Here is a 21456-nt window from a genome sequence, read left to right as displayed (position 1 = left end):
TAAAAAAGCCAAACTGGTCGTAGAAAGGAAGAGACGCAATGGAAATCATTACGGGAAAGTTACTTATGATTGCATTTTTCATCCTAATTATTCATTCAATTGAAACGTTAGCCTACGCCGTCAGGCTAGCTGGGGCGCGGGTACGTCTGCTTGCTTCTGCCTTGGCACTTTTCAATGTTATGGTGATGGTATCGAGACTTGCCAATATGATGCAGCAGCCTTTTACGGGGAGTCTTGCGGATACGGCTCCGAAAGAAGAAGCATTACCCTTTTTAGAGGAACAATACCGCATTATTATTGGAGCTGCGTCGGCAGGTACAATACTAGGCATGCTGCTTTTGCCTACCTTTATGGCTATATTTTCAAGGGCCATCCTTCATTTAGTCGAAGAAAAAGGGTCGATTCCGGCGGTGCTGCGTAAAGGCCTAACGATCGGATACATAAAAAAGGGAATAAAATATGTTCGTAAACCTAGCATCTCGTACATCAAGGGAATTGGGATGAGGGACATACCGGTGAAGCTGTTTATTACAAACGCCGTGATTACAGCTATCTACACGATTGGCGTCTTATCAGCTATCTATGCCTCGCTTCTTGTACCGGAGCATCAGAAGACAGCTATTATGGCATCCGGTTTAATTAATGGGGTAGCTACCATTCTCCTTATTCTTTTTATCGATCCTAAAATTTCGATTCTCGCTGATGATGTAGTAAATGGCAGGGGGAGCTATGTAGCTTTAAAAAAAGCCTCTGTTAACATGATGGTATCGAGGTTGCTAGGGACGTTATTTGCACAGGTGCTTTTTGTACCAGGTGCTTACTATGTAGCGTGGTTCTCTGGAATCATTTTGTAGTGTGTTAGCATATTTCTGATTTCCTATCTTGATTTTTTCTCTATAAATGTCATATATTAATTAAAAATATTGTAAAAATTAAGTAATATTTTTCTGGATTTATAAATATATAAGTATGTAGAGAAAGAGAGAAATAGAATAGGGAAGGTTTTCTAAAGCTAACCAGGTAGAGATGCCTTATGCTTTTGTGCACTGCATTATAAACACACTAGCAAGGAAAATTTCTAACCATATTGTTCTCTCAATCGTTGTAAATGTTGCCGTTTTTGAGTGCTTTTAAATCAACACAGGGGGAATAGTAGTATGTTTTCAGTTGTTAAACCAAGGGCGAAAATGCAGGAGACTCTTACGTTGAATCAGGAAGTGTCGGTAGTTAACCGGTTACAGGAGATGCTGGTGTTATACGATTTTACCTATTCAGATGAAAGAAAGCTCCAATCCTTGTACGAAAAATGCCAGCAAAATGGGCTGACATTGAGCGCGATTTTTATGAACTATTTAGAAGAAATAGCGCCGGAAGGGAAAAATCCATACACAGCCCAACAGGTTGAACACTATCTTCGTTTCTTTTTTGTCAGTGAGAAGGATGAGTATTTCGTCAAGGTGCTTCGTCAAGTGTTTATGTCGTTTTGGGACAATCGTTTTGAAGCGGAAAAAGTTATGATTATCATCGAGCAATTTGCGAATTTTATAATGAAAATTGTGATGGAAGAATTGTATCTTTCTCCGTTGGAAGCATTTGATTATGTAAAATCTATCTCTTCTTGTAAATGTCTTGTAAAGCAATTGCTGATCGAAGTCATGACTGAACAAATGCTGGAAGAGGTCGTAGAGGAAATGTCGTCCATGATTAATCAAAAAGGCAGCATATGGCATCCAGAAGAAATGATCGAAGGAGTCCATAACAGTCTCCTGTCAACCATCGTTTAGCTTTTATGAGAAAGCCTTTGAGCAGCCATCAAAAGAAGATGGCTGCTTTTTTAATTATTTTATGAGTTCAATATATTCGCGCAGCAGTTTCCAGCCCGTCGCTTCCTTTCGCCAAACAAAGAGGCATTGAGCGGGGAAGGCTTGGCCATTTATCATATTTGTCTCCTTGCCAAACACCATTAATTCCTGCCCGTTTCCACGTTCTGTTACAGATAAAATATCAAAGCTTTTATAGGCACTTCCCTCGTTCACGAGAACAGCATCCAGATCATAATCATATCCATATTCCTGCGGCTTTGTTAAACCGGAATGCCCCCAGTAGCCTGTGAAGTCTCTGGACATAAACGATCGAATGCCTTCACCGTTTTTACTGATGAATCCCTCGTTCCAGCTATTGAAATAATCTTCCATTAGCTTTTCGATTGTCAGTTCCATCTTCTTTCCCCCTTCCATGTATATAGCTTTCAGTTAGTATTCAACGGGCTGAGAAAAAAACCTTTTTATAAAGGAAGAATATTTTTCCATATTTCTGTTGTATTGTCATTTTTATTCAAGTTAGAATAGGTATAATAATATTCTTTCCTTAAAAAGCACAAACAGCAAGAAGGGATATGCCATAGTAGGGGGGATATTCATGAAGGCATGCTGGAGCGTGCAAGAAAGAAAGCAGCAGAAGCAGGGCTGGACATCCCGTTTTACAGACAGGATTGTACAAAGTAGAACCTACACTCGAGGTGCCGCTCATTTTTATGACAGGCAGTTCCTTTCGGCATTTCCTGACAAATGAAGATCAAAATGCGCTGTTCGAATCGATAAAACGTCACCTTCAGCCAAATGGCTATTTTATTTTTGATACAAGAAGCCCGCTCCTTGGTGAGCTGGCAGAAATATTCGATCCGATTACCCAAGTTCTTCATTGTACAGCTGTGATGGAAACAGTAGAGGATGGCGAGGTCGCACATGTGGAGAAGAGTTCCATTTCGCTTCGTTATACGTATCCGCAGGAGCTTTTTTGGCTGATAGAAGGGCATGGATTTGAGCTTATTGCTTTATTTGGCGACTGGAGCAAGGCATGATTTACAAAGAATAGTACCTCTATGGTTGTCCATTGCAGGCTGAAAAGTAGCGAAGGAGAAAAAGAGAGGAATAGGGAACTATCGCTTTTGTTTTCTGACAGTTGCGAAATAACAAAATATTATAAACTATTTCCCGAGAAATAATCATTTCAAACATTAAAAGATAAAAATAATACAACGGAGTGGAGATAAATGAATCTTTTCACATATACTGAATCTTTTTGGTCGTTAATTGAACAGTACCAGCTATCGGAAGAACAGCTTGAATTTACGGGTACACCGCTGGAAAGTATCAAACTGGCACAGGAGGACCAAGACCGTCACTGTATTTTGGCATTAGAAGAGGAAAAGCTTGTAACCTTTTTTGTCCTGCATGAAAAAGAAGGTCCGAAGGATTATTCAGATAACCCGCAAGCGATTCTGCTGCGGGCATTTTCCACAGATTTCAGCCATCAGGGAAAGGGCTATGCAAAGCAGTCACTTATTCTGCTGCCGGACTTTGTCAGAAATCATTTCCCGCATATTACGGAAATTGTCCTCGGGGTGAACCTCCGGAACACAGCAGCACAGGCACTGTATAAAAAATGCGGCTTTATTGATGAAGGAAGACGTATGATGGGCAAAAGGGGCGAGCAAATCGTCATGAGCTACTATTTATAAGAGGGATGGACAAGTATGGAAAAAACAATCGAAAGAGCAACATTTCAAGAATTGGCTCAATTTCTTGCGGAAATGAATCAATCCAAGCAAAATCATATCGGCTTCTGCGGTGAAAAAGCGTTGGAGATCGAACAGACACTTACAGAGGACTTTATCGATCAAGACGGAAATGCCGCCTTCTTTGTAGCAAGGAGTGAAACAGGCGAAATGACTGCCGCTATTGGACTCGATATGGACGAAGAAACTGCGGAAGTGTGGGGGCCGTTCAACCGGTCGGCTGCACCAGAAGAACAGACGCGATTATGGGAAGCCTGCATTCAAGCCTATCCAGAGATAAAGAGGTTTTTCTTCTTTATTAATGAAGAAAACCGGGCACAACAATTGTTTGCAGAACAGCTTGGGGCACGAAAAACCGGTGAGCATCTGACGCTTTTGATGGTAAAGGATCAGTTGCAGCCGATAGAGGAATACGTAAGTAAAAACTTTTCACAAGAAGATGAAATGGCCTTCCGTGAAATTCATGATACAGAATTCCCACGTACATATTACGATGCATCAACTATTTTAAGCCGGTTAAATGACGAGCATATTTTACGTATTGGGAAGACAGAAGCTGATGGGGTCATCGGCTATGCCTACTTTGAAATTAACCGGGAAATGAAGGAGGCAACGCTAGAATACATCGCGATTGCCCCCGCTGCAAGAAACCGGGGCTTCGGCACGACCTTACTGAGGGAAGTGCTAACGGATATATTCAGTTTTCCTGAAATCGAGAGCATCCAGCTATGTGTCGATCATCAAAATGACCAGGCAAATCATGTGTATGTGAAGGCAGGCTTTGAACGAAAGGATGTCCTGTACAGCTACGTTTTAAAAAGTGAAAAATAGTCTGCTGATAGGAAGGAATATTTCTAATGGATCGATTATGAATGCAACTCACCTTTTTAAAAGAAATTTTGATCTCCACGCCTTGAAGAAAGGGAGGAAATAATTTGAGCTATAAAATTATAACGTTACCAGCTTACCGAGCAATAGGATTAAAATGGGAGGGAACTTTCTCTGACATTGTGCCGAATTTACAAAATGTAATCCAACAAGCTAAAGACCGTGCCAGTGAATTAGAGAATAAGGTGAACCCTGATGTTCAATTGGGTTTATCTTATCATGTAGTTGAGGATGGATTCGTACATTACGCCGTGTATGAAGTGAGTGAGGAGCAGGAAATTCCTGATGGGATGATCGAAATAAGAGTCCCGGAATGGACTTATGTGAGGACGACGCATAACAAAGGAGAAGATGTACAAAAAACCTATACGGATTTACATCAATGGTTGTTTGATAGTGACTATACCGCATTAAGGGAAGCTGGTGTAGGGTACTACGATCCTTATATGCCGATCAAACATGAATATTATCCAGTTAATCATGATCTGAATGATCCGCATTTTGATATTTATATCCCGATTGTAGAAAAATAATGTTTTCTTACTAAACACAACGTTTGCTCAATGAAAAGAGATTTTCAAAAAACTTTATTGTTTTACTTTTAGGATAGTGCAAGATTTTAAATCCAACACTAAACAACCATATTTCTAACCCCGTTCTGAATCGGAACGGGGTTAAGTTTGTGGAACTTTGAAGAAGCGTACGTACTGCTATCTTGGTGCAAACGGAATAAGTCATGAAGAAAATCTACACGCCGTTTCAAAAGGCAAATATCCCTTTATCGGCTATCAGGCTTTCTACCACTTTGATGTGGCGGACTGTCTTTCATTTTTCTGGGAGTATGTAGGAAAATAAAAAATATAGCTAAGAAGTATTAGCTAAGTGGGGGTATTTTTAGCTGCGTTAATAGATATATTTCTACATCTATTTTGATGGTATTCATATGGAGTTCACTTAAGGTGCCGATGAGAATTTGTCCTCCATAGCAGACGCTGGATTAGTTGCAAGCCTATATACAAAATTAGACATATGAATGAAACAATTAAGTCTAGTTTAAGCGTATGATAATAAATAGAGACACTATATATCGTGATGAATGGAAATTCCTATTTCCTATAACCCACTGATACCCGGAACCCCGGCAATGAGTGCTTATTAACTTTTTGATCAATGAAGTGGTGTTATTTCGATTAAATGAGTACAGACAGAAAGGGTGTAATTCATGAAGACATTACTAGAGATGTCTGGTTGCTTGCTGTTATCTACCAACCAGAAAAAGGTGGAAAGTCTTTGGAGAGATGATCCTTGCTATAAATTCATATTTTCGTTGAAAGGCTCTATGCGCTATCAAAGCAAACGAAATGATTTGTTCCTGCACGAACATGAATTTATAGTTTTTAATCCGAGTGAGGAGCATAGACAAATAGCAGTAGAAGACCATAAGTTTCTCGTCGAACTAGATGCAAGCTTCTTGAACGAGGCGGTGTCTTCGATAACTGTAGGACAAAGGGATATATTCTTTGCTCAATTCATTCAAAAGAATCCACTTGTTACCCAATGGGTCCAATTTATCTATTCATACATACAGATGGAAGAACAAAGTGAAAATAAAGGGTTGAGCATTTTTTTAGATCATAGCTTTACTCAATTAAGTGTTGTGCTGGCAAGAACGGCGGTTAGTACACAAAGTACGGATTTCATCACACAGCCTTTTAGCTCTGTTCAACCAGCACTAGCTCAAGTAATGGCGGCGTTGAAAAACGACTATCAGCATCCTTGGAGCTTAGAAGAAATGGCATCCATTCTGCATATTAGCAAATTTCAATTTGCGCATCTTTTTAAAGAAGCGATTGGTGTTTCACCTTTTTCCTGGCTCCAAATATATCGTCTTATGAGGAGCCAGGAGCTTTTGTTATATACCAACCAGACCATCACGAATATTGCGCTCGGCTGTGGCTTTTCCTCTGTTGCTGTTTATAATCAGTTATTTAAGCGACTTTACGGATTTACACCCAGCTTTTTCCGAAAATCTTATTCGAATCAAATAAAACATTGAACTCCCAATCATCATACTGCCACAGAAGATGAAAATGAAATGGATATCAACTACCAAAACAAGAGAACCAAACAGCAGTAGGGAAATGACATTCGAGCCGTACAAGATAACTGCATTAAAGCTAAACGCCCGTCCTAATTTGTTGGCAGGGACTAATGTTTGGATGAGATAAACACGGGCTAAACCGCTGACTGGAAGACCGATGGCAGCTATAAAAACACCAAGAAAATAGAAAGGAAGGTGTGCGGCAAAGCCAAGTACCACTATTCCAATTCCCCAAATAAGGGAACCAGCCAGGTAGATGGAGAGCGTCATCCTCTTCCAGATAAAAGGGATAGTAAGGTTGATAAGGATGACACCTATGCCGTACCAGCTCAACAAAAGGCTGTAGAAAGCTTCACCATGTTCCGGATACTTTCCCAATAGAAGAATTAGCAAGCCGACTTGCCAAACCCATGTATTGAAAAATACGATGAGGAACGTCACCTTAAATAATGCCTTGATCGTCTTTTCTTCCTTCGTCCACTTTAAAAAGGTATGAATTGAACGAAAAACACCCTCCTTCGTTTCTTTGGAAGCCTCAGCTGATTGGATAGGCTCTACCCAATGGAGCCGTAAAATGAAAAATGCGCTTAAGAGATAGGTCAGTGCGTCAATTGAATAGAAATGAATGGTCTGTCCAGAGTGGAGCAAGCTAACACTGAAGATAGGAGCAAGCACCTGTACCCCTCTAGTGACTATGTCCAGTAAACTATTAACAGTTGTGCGTTGGTCACTAGGTGTAATGAGCGGTAAAATGGACCGGTATGCTGGGTTATAGAAACAGCCAAGGCTTTGAATGACCACACTCACTAAAAGTAAATGCCAAAAAGCTAAGCTATTCAGCTCATAGAGAACAACGAGCGATAGAATAATGGGAACTCGTAGGCAATCGAGCCACAACAAAAGCCTCTTTTTATTGAAATGATCTGCAATAGCTCCCCCGATAAGGCCAAATAGTAGGTAGGGGACCGCCTGTACAATAGCGATAATAGTTGTAAGGCTGGTGGACTGGGTCATTTCATACGAGAGAAAAAGAAAAGCAAGACCCGCCAATACATTTCCTAACTGAGAAATTCCGGCACCTGCCAGATAGATTAATACACCTCTATTTTTCATAGCATTTCGATACAATTTCATCACCTCATCGTTAGATTACGCTGTATGGCAATCTGAAACTATCGTAATCTTGCTGCCTTAACTAACAAGATTTATATGCATGAAATAAGGAATCACTAATTGATAACTATGTGCTAATTCCCCGTATACATATGGAACTTATGACAATAGCAATGATGGATGTTGTGCTTCTGTGTAAGTGATTTTGTAACTTCAAAAAATCACCTGTAACATGTAAGATGGAAAAATGTGTTAATAGATGTGAGCATTCATGATATCATCGGTCTGACTACTGGAAGAGATCATGACGAGCAGTTCCAGGGGCAGTTCAGAGTCAATATGTTAGCAGATGAAACGCTGGAAGAAAGCAAGCAAATGATGCTCCAAAACATGGAAGAACTACTGGAGAAAAACAAAAGCTATTATGAAGGGCTGTTAGGACTTGGCTATTTGAAGGAAAAACAGGCCTACTTAAAAGAAAAGGGCTTTACTGTTTACGGAGCGGTTGTCACCGGACCTGTAAAAGAGCTTTTAAAGCTGAAAGACGTGCCCTCTATCCGGGATGAGCAGCTGGGAGATGTGGAGTTGTGGAATTGGTAATAGAGAGAGGGTATTATTTACATTTATATTCCTGCTAGATTATGATGGGTAGAACAGAAGATAAAGGAGAGAATGGCATGGAGTATCAACCAACAGGTAAGGCACTGTTTTTACAGCTCTGTGATCAGCTGGCGCAAGTAAAGCTTGTCATCCATAAAGAAGGCTCAGAAAGCGTTGGCTTCGGACTGCCGGAGGAATGGCAAACGAAGACAGGTGTGACAAACCAGCTTGCTACTGTCCAGTACGTGGGAGGTTCGAAAAAGATCGCCAATAATGAAGTGACAGGCATCACCCTTCGCCTCTACATAAAGCCGTGGAGAGCACTCGGTCTGTCAGACAGACTGACCGTACTCGCACATTCCGTCGGTTTTGCGGAAAAGGGCGGCGGTACACCATATTATGATTTCATTTTTGAGGAGGGCCTTGAAAGCGCGGCGACAAAGGTCATTATTTATGATATCTTCCAGCTTCTGCACCGCACGCTATTGGAAACATTCGGCGCAGGTTACCGGACAATGCCTATGGCTGAAATACCGGTAAACATAGAAGCACTGCCATGCTGATAAAAGACCGTTCTTCATTACAGAAGAGCGGTCTTTCCAGCTTATCAAATAAGATTTAAGATCAGTGTTCACGCTTTTTTCTTACAGTTATCACGATAATTTCTTGATCTTAAAAGAGGAACAGTAAATATGAAGAACTGCTTGTGAATGCAGGTGAATCTCATGATGCATCCGTTTTTCGTCTACCGGCAGCAATTCATCATACCCCCACTCGTCTAAGCCTCCCTTGCCTTTAAAGACGATTTTATGCGGTTTGTTTGCGTATACATTCCGGGTTATATCAAAGTCGATGGAAAATTTATATACCTTTTTCCATGTAGCCTGATAGATTTTCCCGTTCCAATGCCTGATTTTCATTTTTATGGTCGTCGGATCTTTTTTCTTCCCATTTGATTTGTTGATAATATGTATATCCAAAACTTTGCCGTCATGAAACGAACCCTTTGCCAAAAACTCGGCGGTCTTCGGTTTAAGGCGGGAAAGCAGCGTAGCTCTTTCCTCAAGATACTCCGTTAAATGCCAGTGATCCTCATCGATTAAATATTTCATATATGTACCTCCGAAACAATTGGATAGTGATTGGGATAAAGCTGATTCTCATTTTTATTATAAAGCATAAATATGGGCAATAGGCGTTGCTTTCTACGGGATCTTAGGGTGGACAGGCAACTACATCGATTTTTCTAGCTTCACTAAATAACTTCCAGTAGAATTGAATTACTAACACGAAGGAGTGATTGCATGCCTACATACAACAAACTGATCCGTGACCGCATCCTCGAAATCATCGAGGCAGGCGGCTCAAGCTACAATGCCCGCACACTTGCACCGGAAGAACATCTTACGGAAATTAAGAAAAAGCTGTACGAGGAAGTAAAGGAATTCGACGAAACAACAAACGAAACCGATGCGCTGGAGGAAATGGCGGATGTGCTGGAGCTACTACACGCTGCACTGAAGGTATACGGTAAGTCTTTCGATGAATTGGAAGCTGTCCGCGTCGAAAAGAAGGAAAAGCGCGGCGGTTTTGATCAGGGGCTTTATTTGATTGATGTTGAGGATAAGTAAATGAAGCTTATTACAGCAAATTTAGTCACTGAACTCCAAGAGCTTTCGCACGATGCCGTACATATTTGCTGGATTACTGCTTTTATGATGAAGTCGGGCGTCAAGCTGATGCTGGAAGATTTGAAAAAGGCAGAGGAGCGAGGCTGTGAAATCCAGCTGCTTGTAGGTGATTATTTAAGCATTACACAGCCCGAAGCACTTCGCATGCTTGTGGAAAATCTCCCGGCGGCGCAAATCAGAATGTTCCAATCATATGGACGTTCCTTTCACCCAAAAGCCTATTTATTTAAAGGAAAGGACAGCCAGCATGTCATTGTTGGCTCGTCCAACCTTTCAAACTCTGCCCTCACTTCCGGGGTGGAGTGGAACCTAGAAACGGTTGATGCACAGACTTTCGAGCATGCGATGGATGAATTCCACAATCTGTTCCATGGGAAAAATACAATTCCTATTAATAGAGAGACGATTGCGAAGTATGAAGAGTATTATACTGCGGCGAACAAAGCGGTTCCGATGTCAAGGAAGTGGAGTGCTGCTGAAGAGCAGGGCTTGATGTACGGGCAGGAAAGCGAGCCGGCAATCGTTGCAGAAGCAGCAGAAGCCGGAACCATCTTGGAGCCACGGCCCGCACAAAAGCTGGCACTTACTGCATTAAAGGAGACGTTAGAGCAGGGTTATGATAAGGCGATGGCCGTTCTTGCAACTGGACTTGGTAAAACCTATCTGGCTGCCTTTTTTGCTGAGCGCTTCAAACGAGTACTGTTCGTCGTACACCGGGATGAAATCCTGCAGCAGGCAAAGGAGACATTTGCGACTGTATACCCGCATAAAACAGCGGGTTTCTTCAACCGTTTCGAGAAGGATACGGACAGCGATTTTGTTTTTGCCTCTATCAGTACGATTTCGCGGAAATACCATCTGGAAAAATTCAATCCGGCCGATTTTGATTTAATTGTGGTGGATGAATTCCATCATGCAGTAGCGAACAGCTATCAGAAGGTGTTGGATTACTTTAAGCCAAAATTTCTGCTCGGCATTACGGCGACGCCTGACCGTTTGGACAATAAAGATGTTTTCAGCATCTGCGACGGCAACGTGGCAATTGAAATTCATTTCATCGATGCTATCAAACGGAACTGGCTGAGCCCGTTTCATTACTACGGCATTAAGGACGACACGGACTATTCCAGCATCCGCTGGCTTGGCTCTCATTATGACGAGGAGCAAATGACGGCTGCGCAGACACGGCAGTCCTTCATGGAGAAAATCTACGAGGAATGGCACGGCCTGAAACAGACGCGAACGATCGGCTTCTGCTCGACAGTCCGCCAGGCGGAGCAGCTATGTGCCTTTTTTGTCTCAAAGGGAGTAAAGGCGTTCGTTCTTTCAGGAAAAAGTACAACGACTGAGCGGAAAAACATTCGCCAGCAATTGATTGACGGGGAAATCGATATCATCTTTACAGTTGATCTATTTAATGAAGGAGTCGACATTCCAACTGTCGATACACTGCTGTTTGTCCGCCCGACCGAATCGATTGCCGTCTTCACCCAGCAGATTGGACGCGGTCTGCGCGTTGCTGATGGCAAAAGTCACTGCGTCATCATCGACTTTATCGGAAACTACCGAAACGCCGACCGGAAACTGCTTGTCTTCAAGCCCGAGCTGCTTGAAAAAGGAAGAAAGAAACTGGAACCTTCCGAGCAAATCGCCGAAACAGCGTGCCAGCTGAATTTCGATGTGAGCGTTATTGACCTGCTCGCTGAAATGGCGAAGAAAAACAGCAACTACAAGCAGCAGATCATCGATGCATATGTTGATTTGAAAATGGAACTCGGCAGACGGCCAAGCTATCTTGAAATGTATTTACAGAGTGGTTTTCAGGACATTAACATTACCCGTGAATTTGGTTCGTATATCGGCATGCTGAAGGAAGCGGGGGAGCTGTCGGAAAAGGAGAGGGCTGTTTTCAAGGCATATGAACCATTACTGCAGGAAATCGAAAAAACCTCGATGACGAGAAGCTACAAGATGGTAGTACTGCAAGCTATGCTGAAACGTGGGCCGGCTGAGTGGTACAAGTCTATCACAGCCGAGCAGGTGGCACCGTTCTTTGCCGACTATCTATCTAAGCCCTCAAGACAGGTCATCGACAAAATTAATCTTGATCATAAAAAGGTTGTGCAGCTTGTTCAGGCGATGCCGATGACGAAATGGAGCGACAGCAGTAAGGGACTGGTGACATTTCAGGATGGAGAGTTTAGCTTTGCTGTTGACATTGAGGAGGATATGCAGCAGGTGGTGTTTGATTGGGTGAGGGATATATGTGAGTATAGGCTGCATCGGTATTTTTTGCGGAAGAGTGAAAGAATATAGATAGGAGAACTGTATCATAAGTAAATGAGGTTTTTTGGTAACACGAGGCTAAAAAGGTACTTGTTATGGGTGAATTCTCATTCCCTCTGAAGGACAGGGACAGTTCCACCTCTATTATGAAAGTGAAAATGGAGTTCTGTCCCTATGTTTATAACCTTAAGAGAGGAGGCAGGGTCTTCCAGATGTCCTGTTGCTTCGAATAACTTAAGTGAAGCTAATGATTCTGCTCCACGCCATTTAGTCTCTTAAGACCCGTTTGTGCTTTAACTTTTTAGTTATTTGATGGCGGAATACCTTTCTATTTATCTTTAAACATTTTTTACTCTACTCGTCCATACTATCAAGTATAGGAATTCAAAAAAGTATTCGCGAAGGTTCACTCGATGTTGAAAGCAACGATTTCGAGAAACTTCTTGGTCGTCCGGCTATGTCAACCAAAGCGGCGCTCACTCAAATTATTAATGAAATTACCCAAAATAAATAATTGAACTGAACCGATTTTGTTTATCCTAAACCACAGATGAAGTTGAAGAAATGGGTTTAATCATTGACAGCGACAAAAAAGCCAATTTCACACATTAAGTATGGAATCAGCCAAATTTTTTTAATGATTATCCTGCAACTTATAAAGTTAAACCACCATCAACAAGAACAACTGAACCAGTCATATAGCTGGCTTTATCTGATGCTAAGAAGGCAACCATTTCAGCGAGCTCATTCGGTTTTGCATAACGGCCCATTCTCATATTGGAAACCTCTTCTGGAATGTAATCACCCGTTTCAAACTGTTTCGCTACACCAGCGGTTAAAGCTGTTTCCACGCCGCCTGGGCAAAGCGCATTTATACGGATTCCCTTTTTTGCATATTCTAATGCAGCACCTTTGGTTAAACCGATAACTGCATGTTTACTTGCAGAATATACAGCTACACTGTGTTCAGGACGAATCCCTGCAGTAGAAGCAGTATTAATAATAGAGCCGCCGCCTTGCTCCTCCATTACTTTTAACACATATTTCATTCCAAGGAAGACCCCTTTTACATTGATCGCCATAATACGTTCATATTCAGGTTCTTCTACTGAAGTGAAGGGAGCGAACTTTTGAATAACACCTGCATTGTTGAAGAATATATCAATACGTCCATATGTTTCGACTGCTTTATTTACATAGTTTTGCACATCATCAGTTTTCGAAACATCGGCTTGAACGAAAATTCCTTCTCCACCTTGTTCTTTTACGAGTTTCAACGTTTCCTCGCCTGTTTCCTTATTGAAATCTACCAGGACAACTGTTGCGCCGTTACCTGCAAGTTTCAAACTACTTGCTCTTCCGATACCACTTCCTGCACCAGTGATGACAGCAATTTTATTAGTTAATTCCATGATTATATCCCCTTTACTTATGATTTCTTACATGATTTATTATATGGCTGATAAAGTATTAATTATTGTGTAATTTTACGGTTAATAGTATTTTTTTAATATCAAAATAAAATATACATTGGTTTTTAAAAAATAAGAGAGGTAGATGGAATAAATGGAAAAGGCGAAAGAAGAGTTGCAAAATATTTGCCAGCTTATTTATGAAGCTCATCAAATACCCATTAATTATGTTAACCAATTTGGTGAGTTTGAATACGAATGTTCAAGAAATGATTTGCAGAAAAATCCATATTATACTACCTTTAAGGAACAGATTAGTGTGTATACGTATGAAGAGGATTCAAATGCTTTCCCTATCTTCTTTTCAAATTCAAATATGAACTTTTTCTTTATAAATTTAAAAAAAGCCAATCACTTTATAGGAACTCTTATTGTAGGGCCTGTCCTTGAGTCAGAGATATCTGATGAAAAGATAACCAAGATCACGGAGGTATTTAAAGGAAACGTTAATAAAAGGAATCTCATTGAATATTTTCAAGCCATCCCTATAATGGATCATCAACAACTTCTAGCGATTAGTATATTGGTTTATGATTTGATTTATCATAGAACGTTAGAAAAAAGATATGTTATTGAAAATAATAAAGCATTAGACATTGTCATTAATGAATCAGAGAAGTTAGACCTTGAACTTTCAAGAGGGAGAAGGAATCTCATTTTTCATTCCAATCTTTCCTATGAACGGGTATTGCTTGATTATGTTAAAAACGGGCAGATCGATAAATTACAGGATATCTTCGATTATTCCATAGTCGGTGAGGCAGAATTGGGATTATTGTCGAAACGAAATCGCTTAAGAAGTGAGAAAAATTTAATGATAACTGGACTTGCCCTTGTTTGCAGAGCTGCCATTGAAGGAGGTTTAAATGAAGAAACAGCCTTTACTTTAAGTGACTTCTATATCCAACAACTCGAGGAATTGGGAAACCTAAAAGCAATATTGAAATTAACGGAAGAAGCTATAAGAGATTTTACCAATCGTGTTTACAAAATGAATGTGGGAAAATATTCTCCCACCATTACAGCTTGCCAGCATTATATTTATAATCATCTCTATGACCAGATTACACTTGATCATCTTGCACAATTCTGTCAATTAAGTCCAAATTACTTATCATCATGTTTTAAAAAAGAAGTTGGGATTACTTTAAGTGAATATATCCAACAGCAACGAATTGAGGAAGCGAAAAAGTTATTAACTTTATCAAAGTATTCGATCTCAGACATATGTACATGGTTAAATTTTAACGATCAAAGTTATTTTATAAAGGTCTTCAAAAAATACACGGGGTTAACCCCAAAGCAGTTTAGAAGTAATCGTTCAGGAAATAAAGTGACGTGAAGGAGGAAGGTATCTTTTCTGTTATTTTAAAAAGCCAATAATTGGTGGGGTTTAGGAGAATACAATGACATATGTTGTACCTAAGTTTGAGTAGAAGGTTATAATTTCCGCTCAAGCAAAAAAAGACTTAAGTAGTCAGTAATGACAAAATTATCGAATTCATTAGTGCATCAAAAGACTATGCAAAATTCTTGGATTGTGATGTTGGTTCAAATCTCTTCCGAATTATTAAAATCGCCTTTGATATGTACACCTCTCAACATTTATAAGTAAGAAAAATAAGGTAAACCTTACTGTCTATAGGGTAAAATAGGATATTATACTGATATATTGCTAATAGCAACTCGAAGCAAAAGAATACTAAAGGATTTAAGAGAACAAAAAAAAGTTTTAGAAGTTCTAAATAAATTCAGTATAAATAAATTGAAAAAGTGAGCTACAAGCGACCCAAATAAAAATGGAGGAACCGTATTTAGATACGATACGGTGAACCGTACCACAAGTAAGTGCGATTTATGAAAAAGACAATCTAAGTCGTTGGTAAAACATTTAGGAAGTTTTAAAATTGAAAAGTAACCAAAGATTCCTCAAAAACTTCAATCGTGTCCTAATTTAATTCATCAATATGAACGTTGATGCCAGCATTTCTTTTTTAGTTTCTTCTCTAATCCAACAGCTATCCAATACGAAATAGTCACCAGGGTTTAAATATTTACGCATATGAAATGCGACTAGTTGAAGTTTACGTAACCCTTCCTTGCTTCAGGATGCATCATTATATGCTCAATCCCCCAATGTGAAGAGATTTAGTATACTATTTGTGGTAAAGTGTGTCTTTTTCACATCGTCTTTATTGTACTTATGCTAATTCCTTATGTAATAACAGAAAATATATAGGTTTATCGATTTAGGTTAATTCTTTTAACCTCCCTCGATAAGCCTGTTTTTAATAACTTTAAAGGAAAAAATTTATGTATGATGAATATATCTATAAATGACTGAATATTCAAACAAAAAGGGGGATTTTATGAGGAAAAAGTGGTCAGCCATGATAATGGCGATTATGTTAGTAGTGAGCATGTTCAGTTTTCAACAAGTTGGTCAAGCAAAGAAACTAGCAGAGTCTACATTAAGTGATTCTATTAATAGAATTGTAGAAGAAAAATTAGCTGGAGCAGATGTGAGCATCACCGTAAGAGACCGAATTTCTGGAAAAATGGTATATGACTATTCTGGTGAAACAACTGTAAAACCAGCATCTAATATGAAGCTGTTAACCACTGCAGCAGCTTTAGAAGTACTAGGAAAGGATTACCGTTTTAATACTAGTCTATATACTACTGGGAAGTTGTCAAATGGTGTTTTAAAAGGGGATGTCTATTTAAAGGGGCAAGGCGATCCAACTCTATCCATCGAAGACTTACAACAGTTTGCAGAAGAGTTAAAAGCACTGGGAATTCATAAAATTGATGGACGGATTGTCGGTGATGACAAATGGTTTGATAATGATTTATTAACTCCAGGAATTTGGGTCGGGGACGAGTCTTATTATTATGCTGCACCAATAACAGCTTTAACTACCTCGCCAAATACAGACTACGATTCCGGTACGATAATTGTAGAAGCTATCGGGTCTAAAGTAGGGGACTTACCGTCCGTTAAAGTGACGCCAAACATAGGTGATTTACAAATAGTAAATGAAGCACAAACAGTGGAAGTTGGAAAAACTAATACAATAACGATTGAAAGATTATATCAAACAAACAAGATTTTCATTAAAGGAAATCTTCCTATTGATAAAACGAAAAAAGAATGGGTGACTGTCCAACATCCAACGACACATACATTGACAACATTCCAAGCAGTTTTAGCAGAAGCAGGAATCGAGTATACAAAAGAAAAAGTATTTCAAGCTGCAACACCAAATAGTGCAAAACTTGTAGCAATAAAGCAATCGATGAAACTGGAGCAACTGTTAATCCCTTATATGAAACTAAGTAATAATGGCATTGCTGATATTTTAGTAAAAACAATGGGGAAAGTGAAAAATCACCACGGTAGCACAAAGGCTGGATTAAAAGTTATAAAAGAATATGGAAACTCTATTAACTTAAATATGGAAGATTGGCAATTTGAAGATGGATCTGGAATGTCTCATGAAAATAGCGTTTCGAGTTTATTGGTGAGCGAATTGTTATTTAAAGTGCAAGGTGAAGATTGGTTTCCTACCTATTTTACTAGCTTACCAGTAGCTGCAAATGCGGATCGAATGGTAGGCGGTACTTTAAGAAATCGATTAAAGGATCCGATAACAGCAGGAAAAGTCTATGCAAAAACAGGCTCATTAACTGGTGTTAGTACGCTAAGTGGTTATGTAGAAGCAAGCAGCGGGCAATCGTACATCTTTAGCGTGTTAGTACAAAATAAATCGGATATATCCATAGTAATTGATGAAATTGTGAAAGAAATAGCGGAGGAATTATAGGGTTAAGTTAGTATTTCTACTGTTAAGTGTAAAAGGGAAGGGGAAAAGCGAAACTACTAAAATTGAACATGATATTAAATAAAAAAACCTTTACTTAAACTGGGTTTTGTCTCTTTTGTTAAACAAGTTAAAAGGGGGTGTATTTTTGTTAAAACTCAAAAGTGTTTGGCTGATTATTATCTGTCTAGTAGTGATTGGTTCAATGATTAGTTTGCCTTCTATGACAAAGGCGTCAGGAAGTTTTATCTCTGGATCTTATGGTGGAAAGAGCTATAAGTTGTATGTGCCGAGTCAATATGATTCTAGTAAAAGCTACCCGTTATACGTCATGTTACATGGTTGTACACAAGATGCTAATCAATTTTCAACAGGAACAAAAATGAATGAGCTTGCAGAGGAAAAAGGATTTCTCGTGCTATATCCAGAACAAAACTCTAGTTCTAACCCAAATAAATGCTGGAATTGGTTTGAAACGGGTCATCAAGCCCGCGGAAGTGGTGAACCTGGAGTGATTGCTGGTATGGTGCAATCTATTAAAACGAATTATTCCATTCAGGATGACCAAGTGATTGTTGCTGGTTTGTCCGCTGGTGCTGCAATGAGTGTTATTATGGGTGCAACCTATCCAGATGTTTTTTCAGGCATAGGAGTTGGAGCGGGTTTAGAATATAAGGCAGCAATCAGCACGGTTGAAGCTTTTACTGCGATGTCTAGCGGCGGACCAAATCCAATTCAAAGAGGTAGAGATGCTTATAAAGCAATGGGAAGTAGAGCAAAACCATTGAAGGTCATCGTTTTTCATGGGACTTCTGACTACACAGTTAATAAAGTGAATGGTGATCAAGTCATTTCCCAATGGGCAATAACAAATAGCCTAGCCGCGACTGGAACGGAAGGATGGCTAGATGATCAGGCTGATAACACGGAAAATTTAGGGGTACCATCAGGCAAAAGCTATACAGTATATGACTTTAAAGCACCGGATGAAAAAGTTTGGATGAAAAAAGTAAACATACTAAATATGGGGCATGCATGGTCTGGAGGAAGTTCACAAGGAAGCTATACAGATCCTCAAGGTCCTGATGCAAGTCGTATGATGTGGGAATTTTTTCAATCTAACATAGAGCCCCCTAATGATCTTCCTGTAACAACTGCAACACCAGGTGGGGGAACTTACAAAGGTTCTGTAAGTGTAGAACTTAATTTTAATAAAGCTGGATCTACCTACTATACAACTGATGGATCTGAACCAACAATTCACTCAACAATATATTCGCAGCCGCTTATAATAACAGAAAACACAACCTTAAAATTCTTTAGTATTAGTAATGATGGCAAAACAGAATCGGTCAAAACAGAATCCTATTTAATTAAAACGGGAGATGATCCTACAGCTGTAACAACCGTATCTTCTATTGCTGATGAAGATGGGTTTGTAGGGAAGTACATTGCAGATGGAAAGAGCAATTCAACAATTAAGGTGGGAGATAAAGGAATGTATAATACGGATACGTATAGAGGTATTTTATCCTTCGACACCAGTACAATAACAGAACCTATAGAATCTGCAAAAATACGTTTATACCCTAAAGCAAAACAAGGAGCAATTTTATTACTCCATTTAGATATTAAAACAGGGGTATTCGGTAGTAACGCTACAATCGAACAAGCAGATTACGCCAATTCAGCTACCCAAGCTAATATAAGTAGTCTCTTACCTATTGAAGGTGAATATATGGATATTAATATACCAGTCAATAGTTTGTCTCACATTAACTTGAACGGTACTACACAATTCCGATTAAAAGCAGATACTACGGCGGGGTTCAGCTCTAATTTCATAGAGTTTTATGGAGGCGAAACTGTCGATTATGCACCATTACTAATTATTAATAGTAGCAATTAAAACATGCAGTAAAAACACGGAGGAATTTAGGTTTCGTATTTTTTGAATAATATATGGCAGTTATTAATAGTTGTATTATCGATCCTGTTGGTTATTTTGTGGTGCGTTATTTCGTTTAGCTTGTTTCAAATTATGTGCTTCTGCAAATTCTTCACGCGTGTCTTTTCTTGAATTAGGCTATTTTTTCTTATAATCTGGTTTGTTATTCTTTGGCATGGTATCATCGCCTTCTATAGTTTAATGTGTTCAGAAGAGATGGTCTTATTCTTCTCCTAAGAGAGGTAACTAATCCAAAAATTTGAGAGGATAGACTAAATTCTCTTTAAACCTTTAGGCAATAATCTAATAAGGATTATTGCCTATTTTTATTGGATTTATTGAACTAACGGGGCGGTTTGTTTAGAAAAAAATACTAATTCTTTCTACATAATACTAAGTAAATCGAGGACTTAAAAATTGGGAGGGAAAGTGTACTATTACCGATCCGGCTTGGTATAACTTTTATTAACGTCCGATAGGGATTCGTTTTGATTTCGCACAGCAAAGCGAGCTAGGGTAAGCCGATTACGTTGTGAATGATTTAAATAATAATTTCCCGTTGGGTTTGAACAATGAGGTTTATATCGAGTGCTTTCCAGTTTTTAAGAGCAGTCTGGAAAGTAATTTTCCAGACCATCCCTTACTAATACAATTTAATTTCATAATATTTTTTCGGGCGACCACGAGTAGTGGAGGTGATGCTTGGTAATTCATCGGCTAATTTTTTTTCGTGAAGATGCTTTAAGATTCGGTTGGCAGATCGTACAGTAACTCCTAAATGTGTGCTTAGCAGTTCTCCACTGACGATGGTCGTTGATAGTTTCTCCAGCATGGCTTCGATTTTTTGCAGCTGCAATAATGGAATATCATTTGTGGCGCTTAACTTTTTTAAATGCTGCTGTTTTTCATCATCAAATTGCAGCAGCGTGCCATATAACAACGGGCCGATTTCTTGTCCGTTTTCAATAATATACCCTTGGGTTTCCTTTGAAGAACAGAGCGCAGCGGCATTTTTAGCAAATGCCTGACTCTCGAATAGCGTGTTGCCGACTCCCCATCCTATTTTGACAGGAAACGGCAGCTTATCATCTAAAAAATCAACTAACTGGCAATGTGTATAATTGTTTGTTGTCGTCAAAAAGTACTTATACGTCGTGATGACCTCAATATAGGAAACTTCGCGATGTACGATAAAAGGGTTCGTATACAGCTGTTTGAAATCTAAAATGGCTTTATATAAGGCGATTTGCCGGTACTCCAATTCATCGATATTCGACTTGTCTATTGGAATACCAACATGCACAACGACGACTTTGTTTTGTGTAAGCTGCAGCTGATTCACTAGATTATCCAGCGTTAATTGCATTGCATAAGGAGATGGATGCAATACGATAAATGGTATATTGTGCTTTGCTAATCGCTCGCGCATTTCGGCAATGCGTGTAAAGCTCAAATCCACCTTGTTTTCGATATGTAATTGTATATGCCAATCTGCTGCTTTATCGATAATGTCAGTACTTGCAAACTCGTTCATTGTTTGACTAAAAAGATAGGGCTTTTTTCCTTTCGACCATTCATGGATGCCTAGATAGCCATTTTCTTCATAGCAAAAGTCAATAGCGATCCGATTCATCGCTATTTTCTTCTCATAAAATAACTCCGTTAGGGCACGGTAAAAATCGCGTTCTGATATATCAAAATACAGCATGGGCACAGCTGCTTTTTGGAAATGTGCCTGAGCAAAAAAATAAGGAATTTGTCCGCTGAAAAGTGCCCCATCCCCTGTAAGTAAATGCTGCTCTAAAAGAATAAATAACTCCTCAAAATCTGTATAAGCATAGTAATGAAATTCACAAAAAGTAGGCTTCATTTTTTCGAGTCTTTGTACCCATGGGAGGGACAGTTTAGCGGTGAAAACATTCACAGTATACATATATCTATCTCCTTAATTATTAA

Annotated in this window: 20 protein-coding genes; 15 read left to right on the top strand and 5 right to left on the bottom strand. The window is 39.4% G+C overall.

Features of this window, described 5'->3' with window-relative positions:
• The first annotated feature begins 38 nt into the window (after positions 1–38).
• Together BOD01S_RS11275 and BOD01S_RS11270 are read left to right on the top strand one after the other, a co-directional pair.
• Positions 39–854 carry a lipid II flippase Amj family protein gene (locus tag BOD01S_RS11275; RefSeq protein ID WP_174523085.1) on the top strand — a complete coding sequence of 272 codons (816 nt, stop codon included), beginning with the start codon at positions 39–41 and terminating at the stop codon, positions 852–854.
• Between the two features lie 303 nt (positions 855–1157).
• A complete protein-coding gene (locus BOD01S_RS11270) occupies positions 1158–1784 on the top strand; it encodes a hypothetical protein (RefSeq protein WP_036153854.1) in 627 nt (208 codons plus the stop codon).
• A 54-nt stretch (positions 1785–1838) separates the two neighbouring features.
• Here the strand turns inward: BOD01S_RS11270 and BOD01S_RS11265 are convergent, their stop codons facing one another.
• Complete coding sequence (locus BOD01S_RS11265) at positions 1839–2219, bottom strand: nuclear transport factor 2 family protein (RefSeq protein WP_036153856.1); 381 nt, start codon at positions 2217–2219, stop codon at positions 1839–1841.
• Between the two features lie 272 nt (positions 2220–2491).
• Between BOD01S_RS11265 and BOD01S_RS11260 the strand changes: the two genes are divergently transcribed.
• From BOD01S_RS11260 to BOD01S_RS23705, 6 genes are all read left to right on the top strand, one after another.
• On the top strand, positions 2492–2860 hold the full coding sequence (locus BOD01S_RS11260; protein WP_156117026.1) for a class I SAM-dependent methyltransferase: 369 nt from the start codon (positions 2492–2494) through the stop codon (positions 2858–2860).
• A 192-nt stretch (positions 2861–3052) separates the two neighbouring features.
• Positions 3053–3520 carry a GNAT family N-acetyltransferase gene (locus BOD01S_RS11255; protein WP_036153860.1) on the top strand — a complete coding sequence of 156 codons (468 nt, stop codon included), beginning with the start codon at positions 3053–3055 and terminating at the stop codon, positions 3518–3520.
• Positions 3521–3535: 15 nt separating this feature from the next.
• The gene (locus BOD01S_RS11250; RefSeq protein WP_036153862.1) at positions 3536–4408 is read left to right on the top strand and encodes a GNAT family N-acetyltransferase; all 873 of its coding nucleotides are present in this window, start codon (positions 3536–3538) and stop codon (positions 4406–4408) included.
• A 104-nt stretch (positions 4409–4512) separates the two neighbouring features.
• Complete coding sequence (locus tag BOD01S_RS11245) at positions 4513–4998, top strand: GyrI-like domain-containing protein (protein WP_036153865.1); 486 nt, start codon at positions 4513–4515, stop codon at positions 4996–4998.
• 157 nt (positions 4999–5155) lie between these two features.
• Positions 5156–5320, top strand: a complete 165-nt coding sequence (locus tag BOD01S_RS22940; protein ID WP_156117027.1) for a hypothetical protein — start codon at positions 5156–5158, stop codon at positions 5318–5320.
• Between the two features lie 367 nt (positions 5321–5687).
• Positions 5688–6521 (top strand): helix-turn-helix domain-containing protein, encoded by an 834-nt coding sequence (locus BOD01S_RS23705; RefSeq protein WP_036153867.1) that lies wholly within the window; start codon positions 5688–5690, stop codon positions 6519–6521.
• Here the strand turns inward: BOD01S_RS23705 and BOD01S_RS11235 are convergent.
• Positions 6450–7679, bottom strand: a complete 1230-nt coding sequence (locus BOD01S_RS11235; RefSeq protein ID WP_244887305.1) for an MFS transporter — start codon at positions 7677–7679, stop codon at positions 6450–6452. The genes BOD01S_RS23705 and BOD01S_RS11235 overlap by 72 nt on opposite strands.
• A 261-nt stretch (positions 7680–7940) precedes the next feature.
• Between BOD01S_RS11235 and BOD01S_RS11230 the strand changes: the two genes are divergently transcribed.
• Together BOD01S_RS11230 and BOD01S_RS11225 are read left to right on the top strand one after the other, a co-directional pair.
• Positions 7941–8279, top strand: coding sequence for an anti sigma factor C-terminal domain-containing protein (locus tag BOD01S_RS11230; RefSeq protein WP_244887304.1), 339 nt, complete (start codon positions 7941–7943; stop codon positions 8277–8279).
• A 41-nt stretch (positions 8280–8320) separates the two neighbouring features.
• Positions 8321–8842 carry a hypothetical protein gene (locus BOD01S_RS11225; RefSeq protein WP_156117028.1) on the top strand — a complete coding sequence of 174 codons (522 nt, stop codon included), beginning with the start codon at positions 8321–8323 and terminating at the stop codon, positions 8840–8842.
• A 90-nt stretch (positions 8843–8932) separates the two neighbouring features.
• Here the strand turns inward: BOD01S_RS11225 and BOD01S_RS11220 are convergent, their stop codons facing one another.
• On the bottom strand, positions 8933–9391 hold the full coding sequence (locus BOD01S_RS11220) for a hypothetical protein (protein ID WP_036153875.1): 459 nt from the start codon (positions 9389–9391) through the stop codon (positions 8933–8935).
• A 192-nt stretch (positions 9392–9583) separates the two neighbouring features.
• On the opposite strand from BOD01S_RS11220, the gene BOD01S_RS11215 reads away from it, so the two are divergent.
• Together BOD01S_RS11215 and BOD01S_RS11210 are read left to right on the top strand one after the other, a co-directional pair.
• On the top strand, positions 9584–9910 hold the full coding sequence (locus tag BOD01S_RS11215; protein WP_036153877.1) for a nucleoside triphosphate pyrophosphohydrolase: 327 nt from the start codon (positions 9584–9586) through the stop codon (positions 9908–9910).
• On the top strand, positions 9911–12286 hold the full coding sequence (locus BOD01S_RS11210) for a DEAD/DEAH box helicase family protein (RefSeq protein ID WP_036153879.1): 2376 nt from the start codon (positions 9911–9913) through the stop codon (positions 12284–12286).
• Positions 12287–12909: 623 nt separating this feature from the next.
• On the opposite strand, the gene BOD01S_RS11205 is transcribed toward BOD01S_RS11210, so the two are convergent.
• Complete coding sequence (locus BOD01S_RS11205) at positions 12910–13668, bottom strand: SDR family NAD(P)-dependent oxidoreductase (RefSeq protein ID WP_036153881.1); 759 nt, start codon at positions 13666–13668, stop codon at positions 12910–12912.
• A 154-nt stretch (positions 13669–13822) separates the two neighbouring features.
• Between BOD01S_RS11205 and BOD01S_RS11200 the strand changes: the two genes are divergently transcribed.
• From BOD01S_RS11200 to BOD01S_RS11190, 3 genes are all read left to right on the top strand, one after another.
• On the top strand, positions 13823–15070 hold the full coding sequence (locus BOD01S_RS11200) for a helix-turn-helix domain-containing protein (protein WP_036153883.1): 1248 nt from the start codon (positions 13823–13825) through the stop codon (positions 15068–15070).
• A gap of 994 nt (positions 15071–16064) precedes the next feature.
• The gene (gene dacB, locus BOD01S_RS11195; RefSeq protein WP_081977932.1) at positions 16065–17555 is read left to right on the top strand and encodes a D-alanyl-D-alanine carboxypeptidase/D-alanyl-D-alanine endopeptidase; all 1491 of its coding nucleotides are present in this window, start codon (positions 16065–16067) and stop codon (positions 17553–17555) included.
• A gap of 145 nt (positions 17556–17700) precedes the next feature.
• Entirely contained in the window at positions 17701–19461 is a 1761-nt protein-coding gene (locus BOD01S_RS11190) for an extracellular catalytic domain type 1 short-chain-length polyhydroxyalkanoate depolymerase (RefSeq protein ID WP_036153887.1), read from the top strand.
• Positions 19462–20143: 682 nt separating this feature from the next.
• On the opposite strand, the gene BOD01S_RS11185 is transcribed toward BOD01S_RS11190, so the two are convergent.
• Positions 20144–21433 carry a hypothetical protein gene (locus tag BOD01S_RS11185; RefSeq protein WP_036153888.1) on the bottom strand — a complete coding sequence of 430 codons (1290 nt, stop codon included), beginning with the start codon at positions 21431–21433 and terminating at the stop codon, positions 20144–20146.
• Between the last annotated feature and the right edge of the window lie 23 nt (positions 21434–21456).

The sequence above is a fragment of the Lysinibacillus odysseyi 34hs-1 = NBRC 100172 genome, assembly GCF_001591965.1.
GTDB lineage: Bacteria > Bacillota > Bacilli > Bacillales_A > Planococcaceae > Lysinibacillus_B > Lysinibacillus_B odysseyi.
Note: the sequence above shows the minus strand (reverse complement) of the source record. Positions and strands in the feature narration are given on the sequence as shown.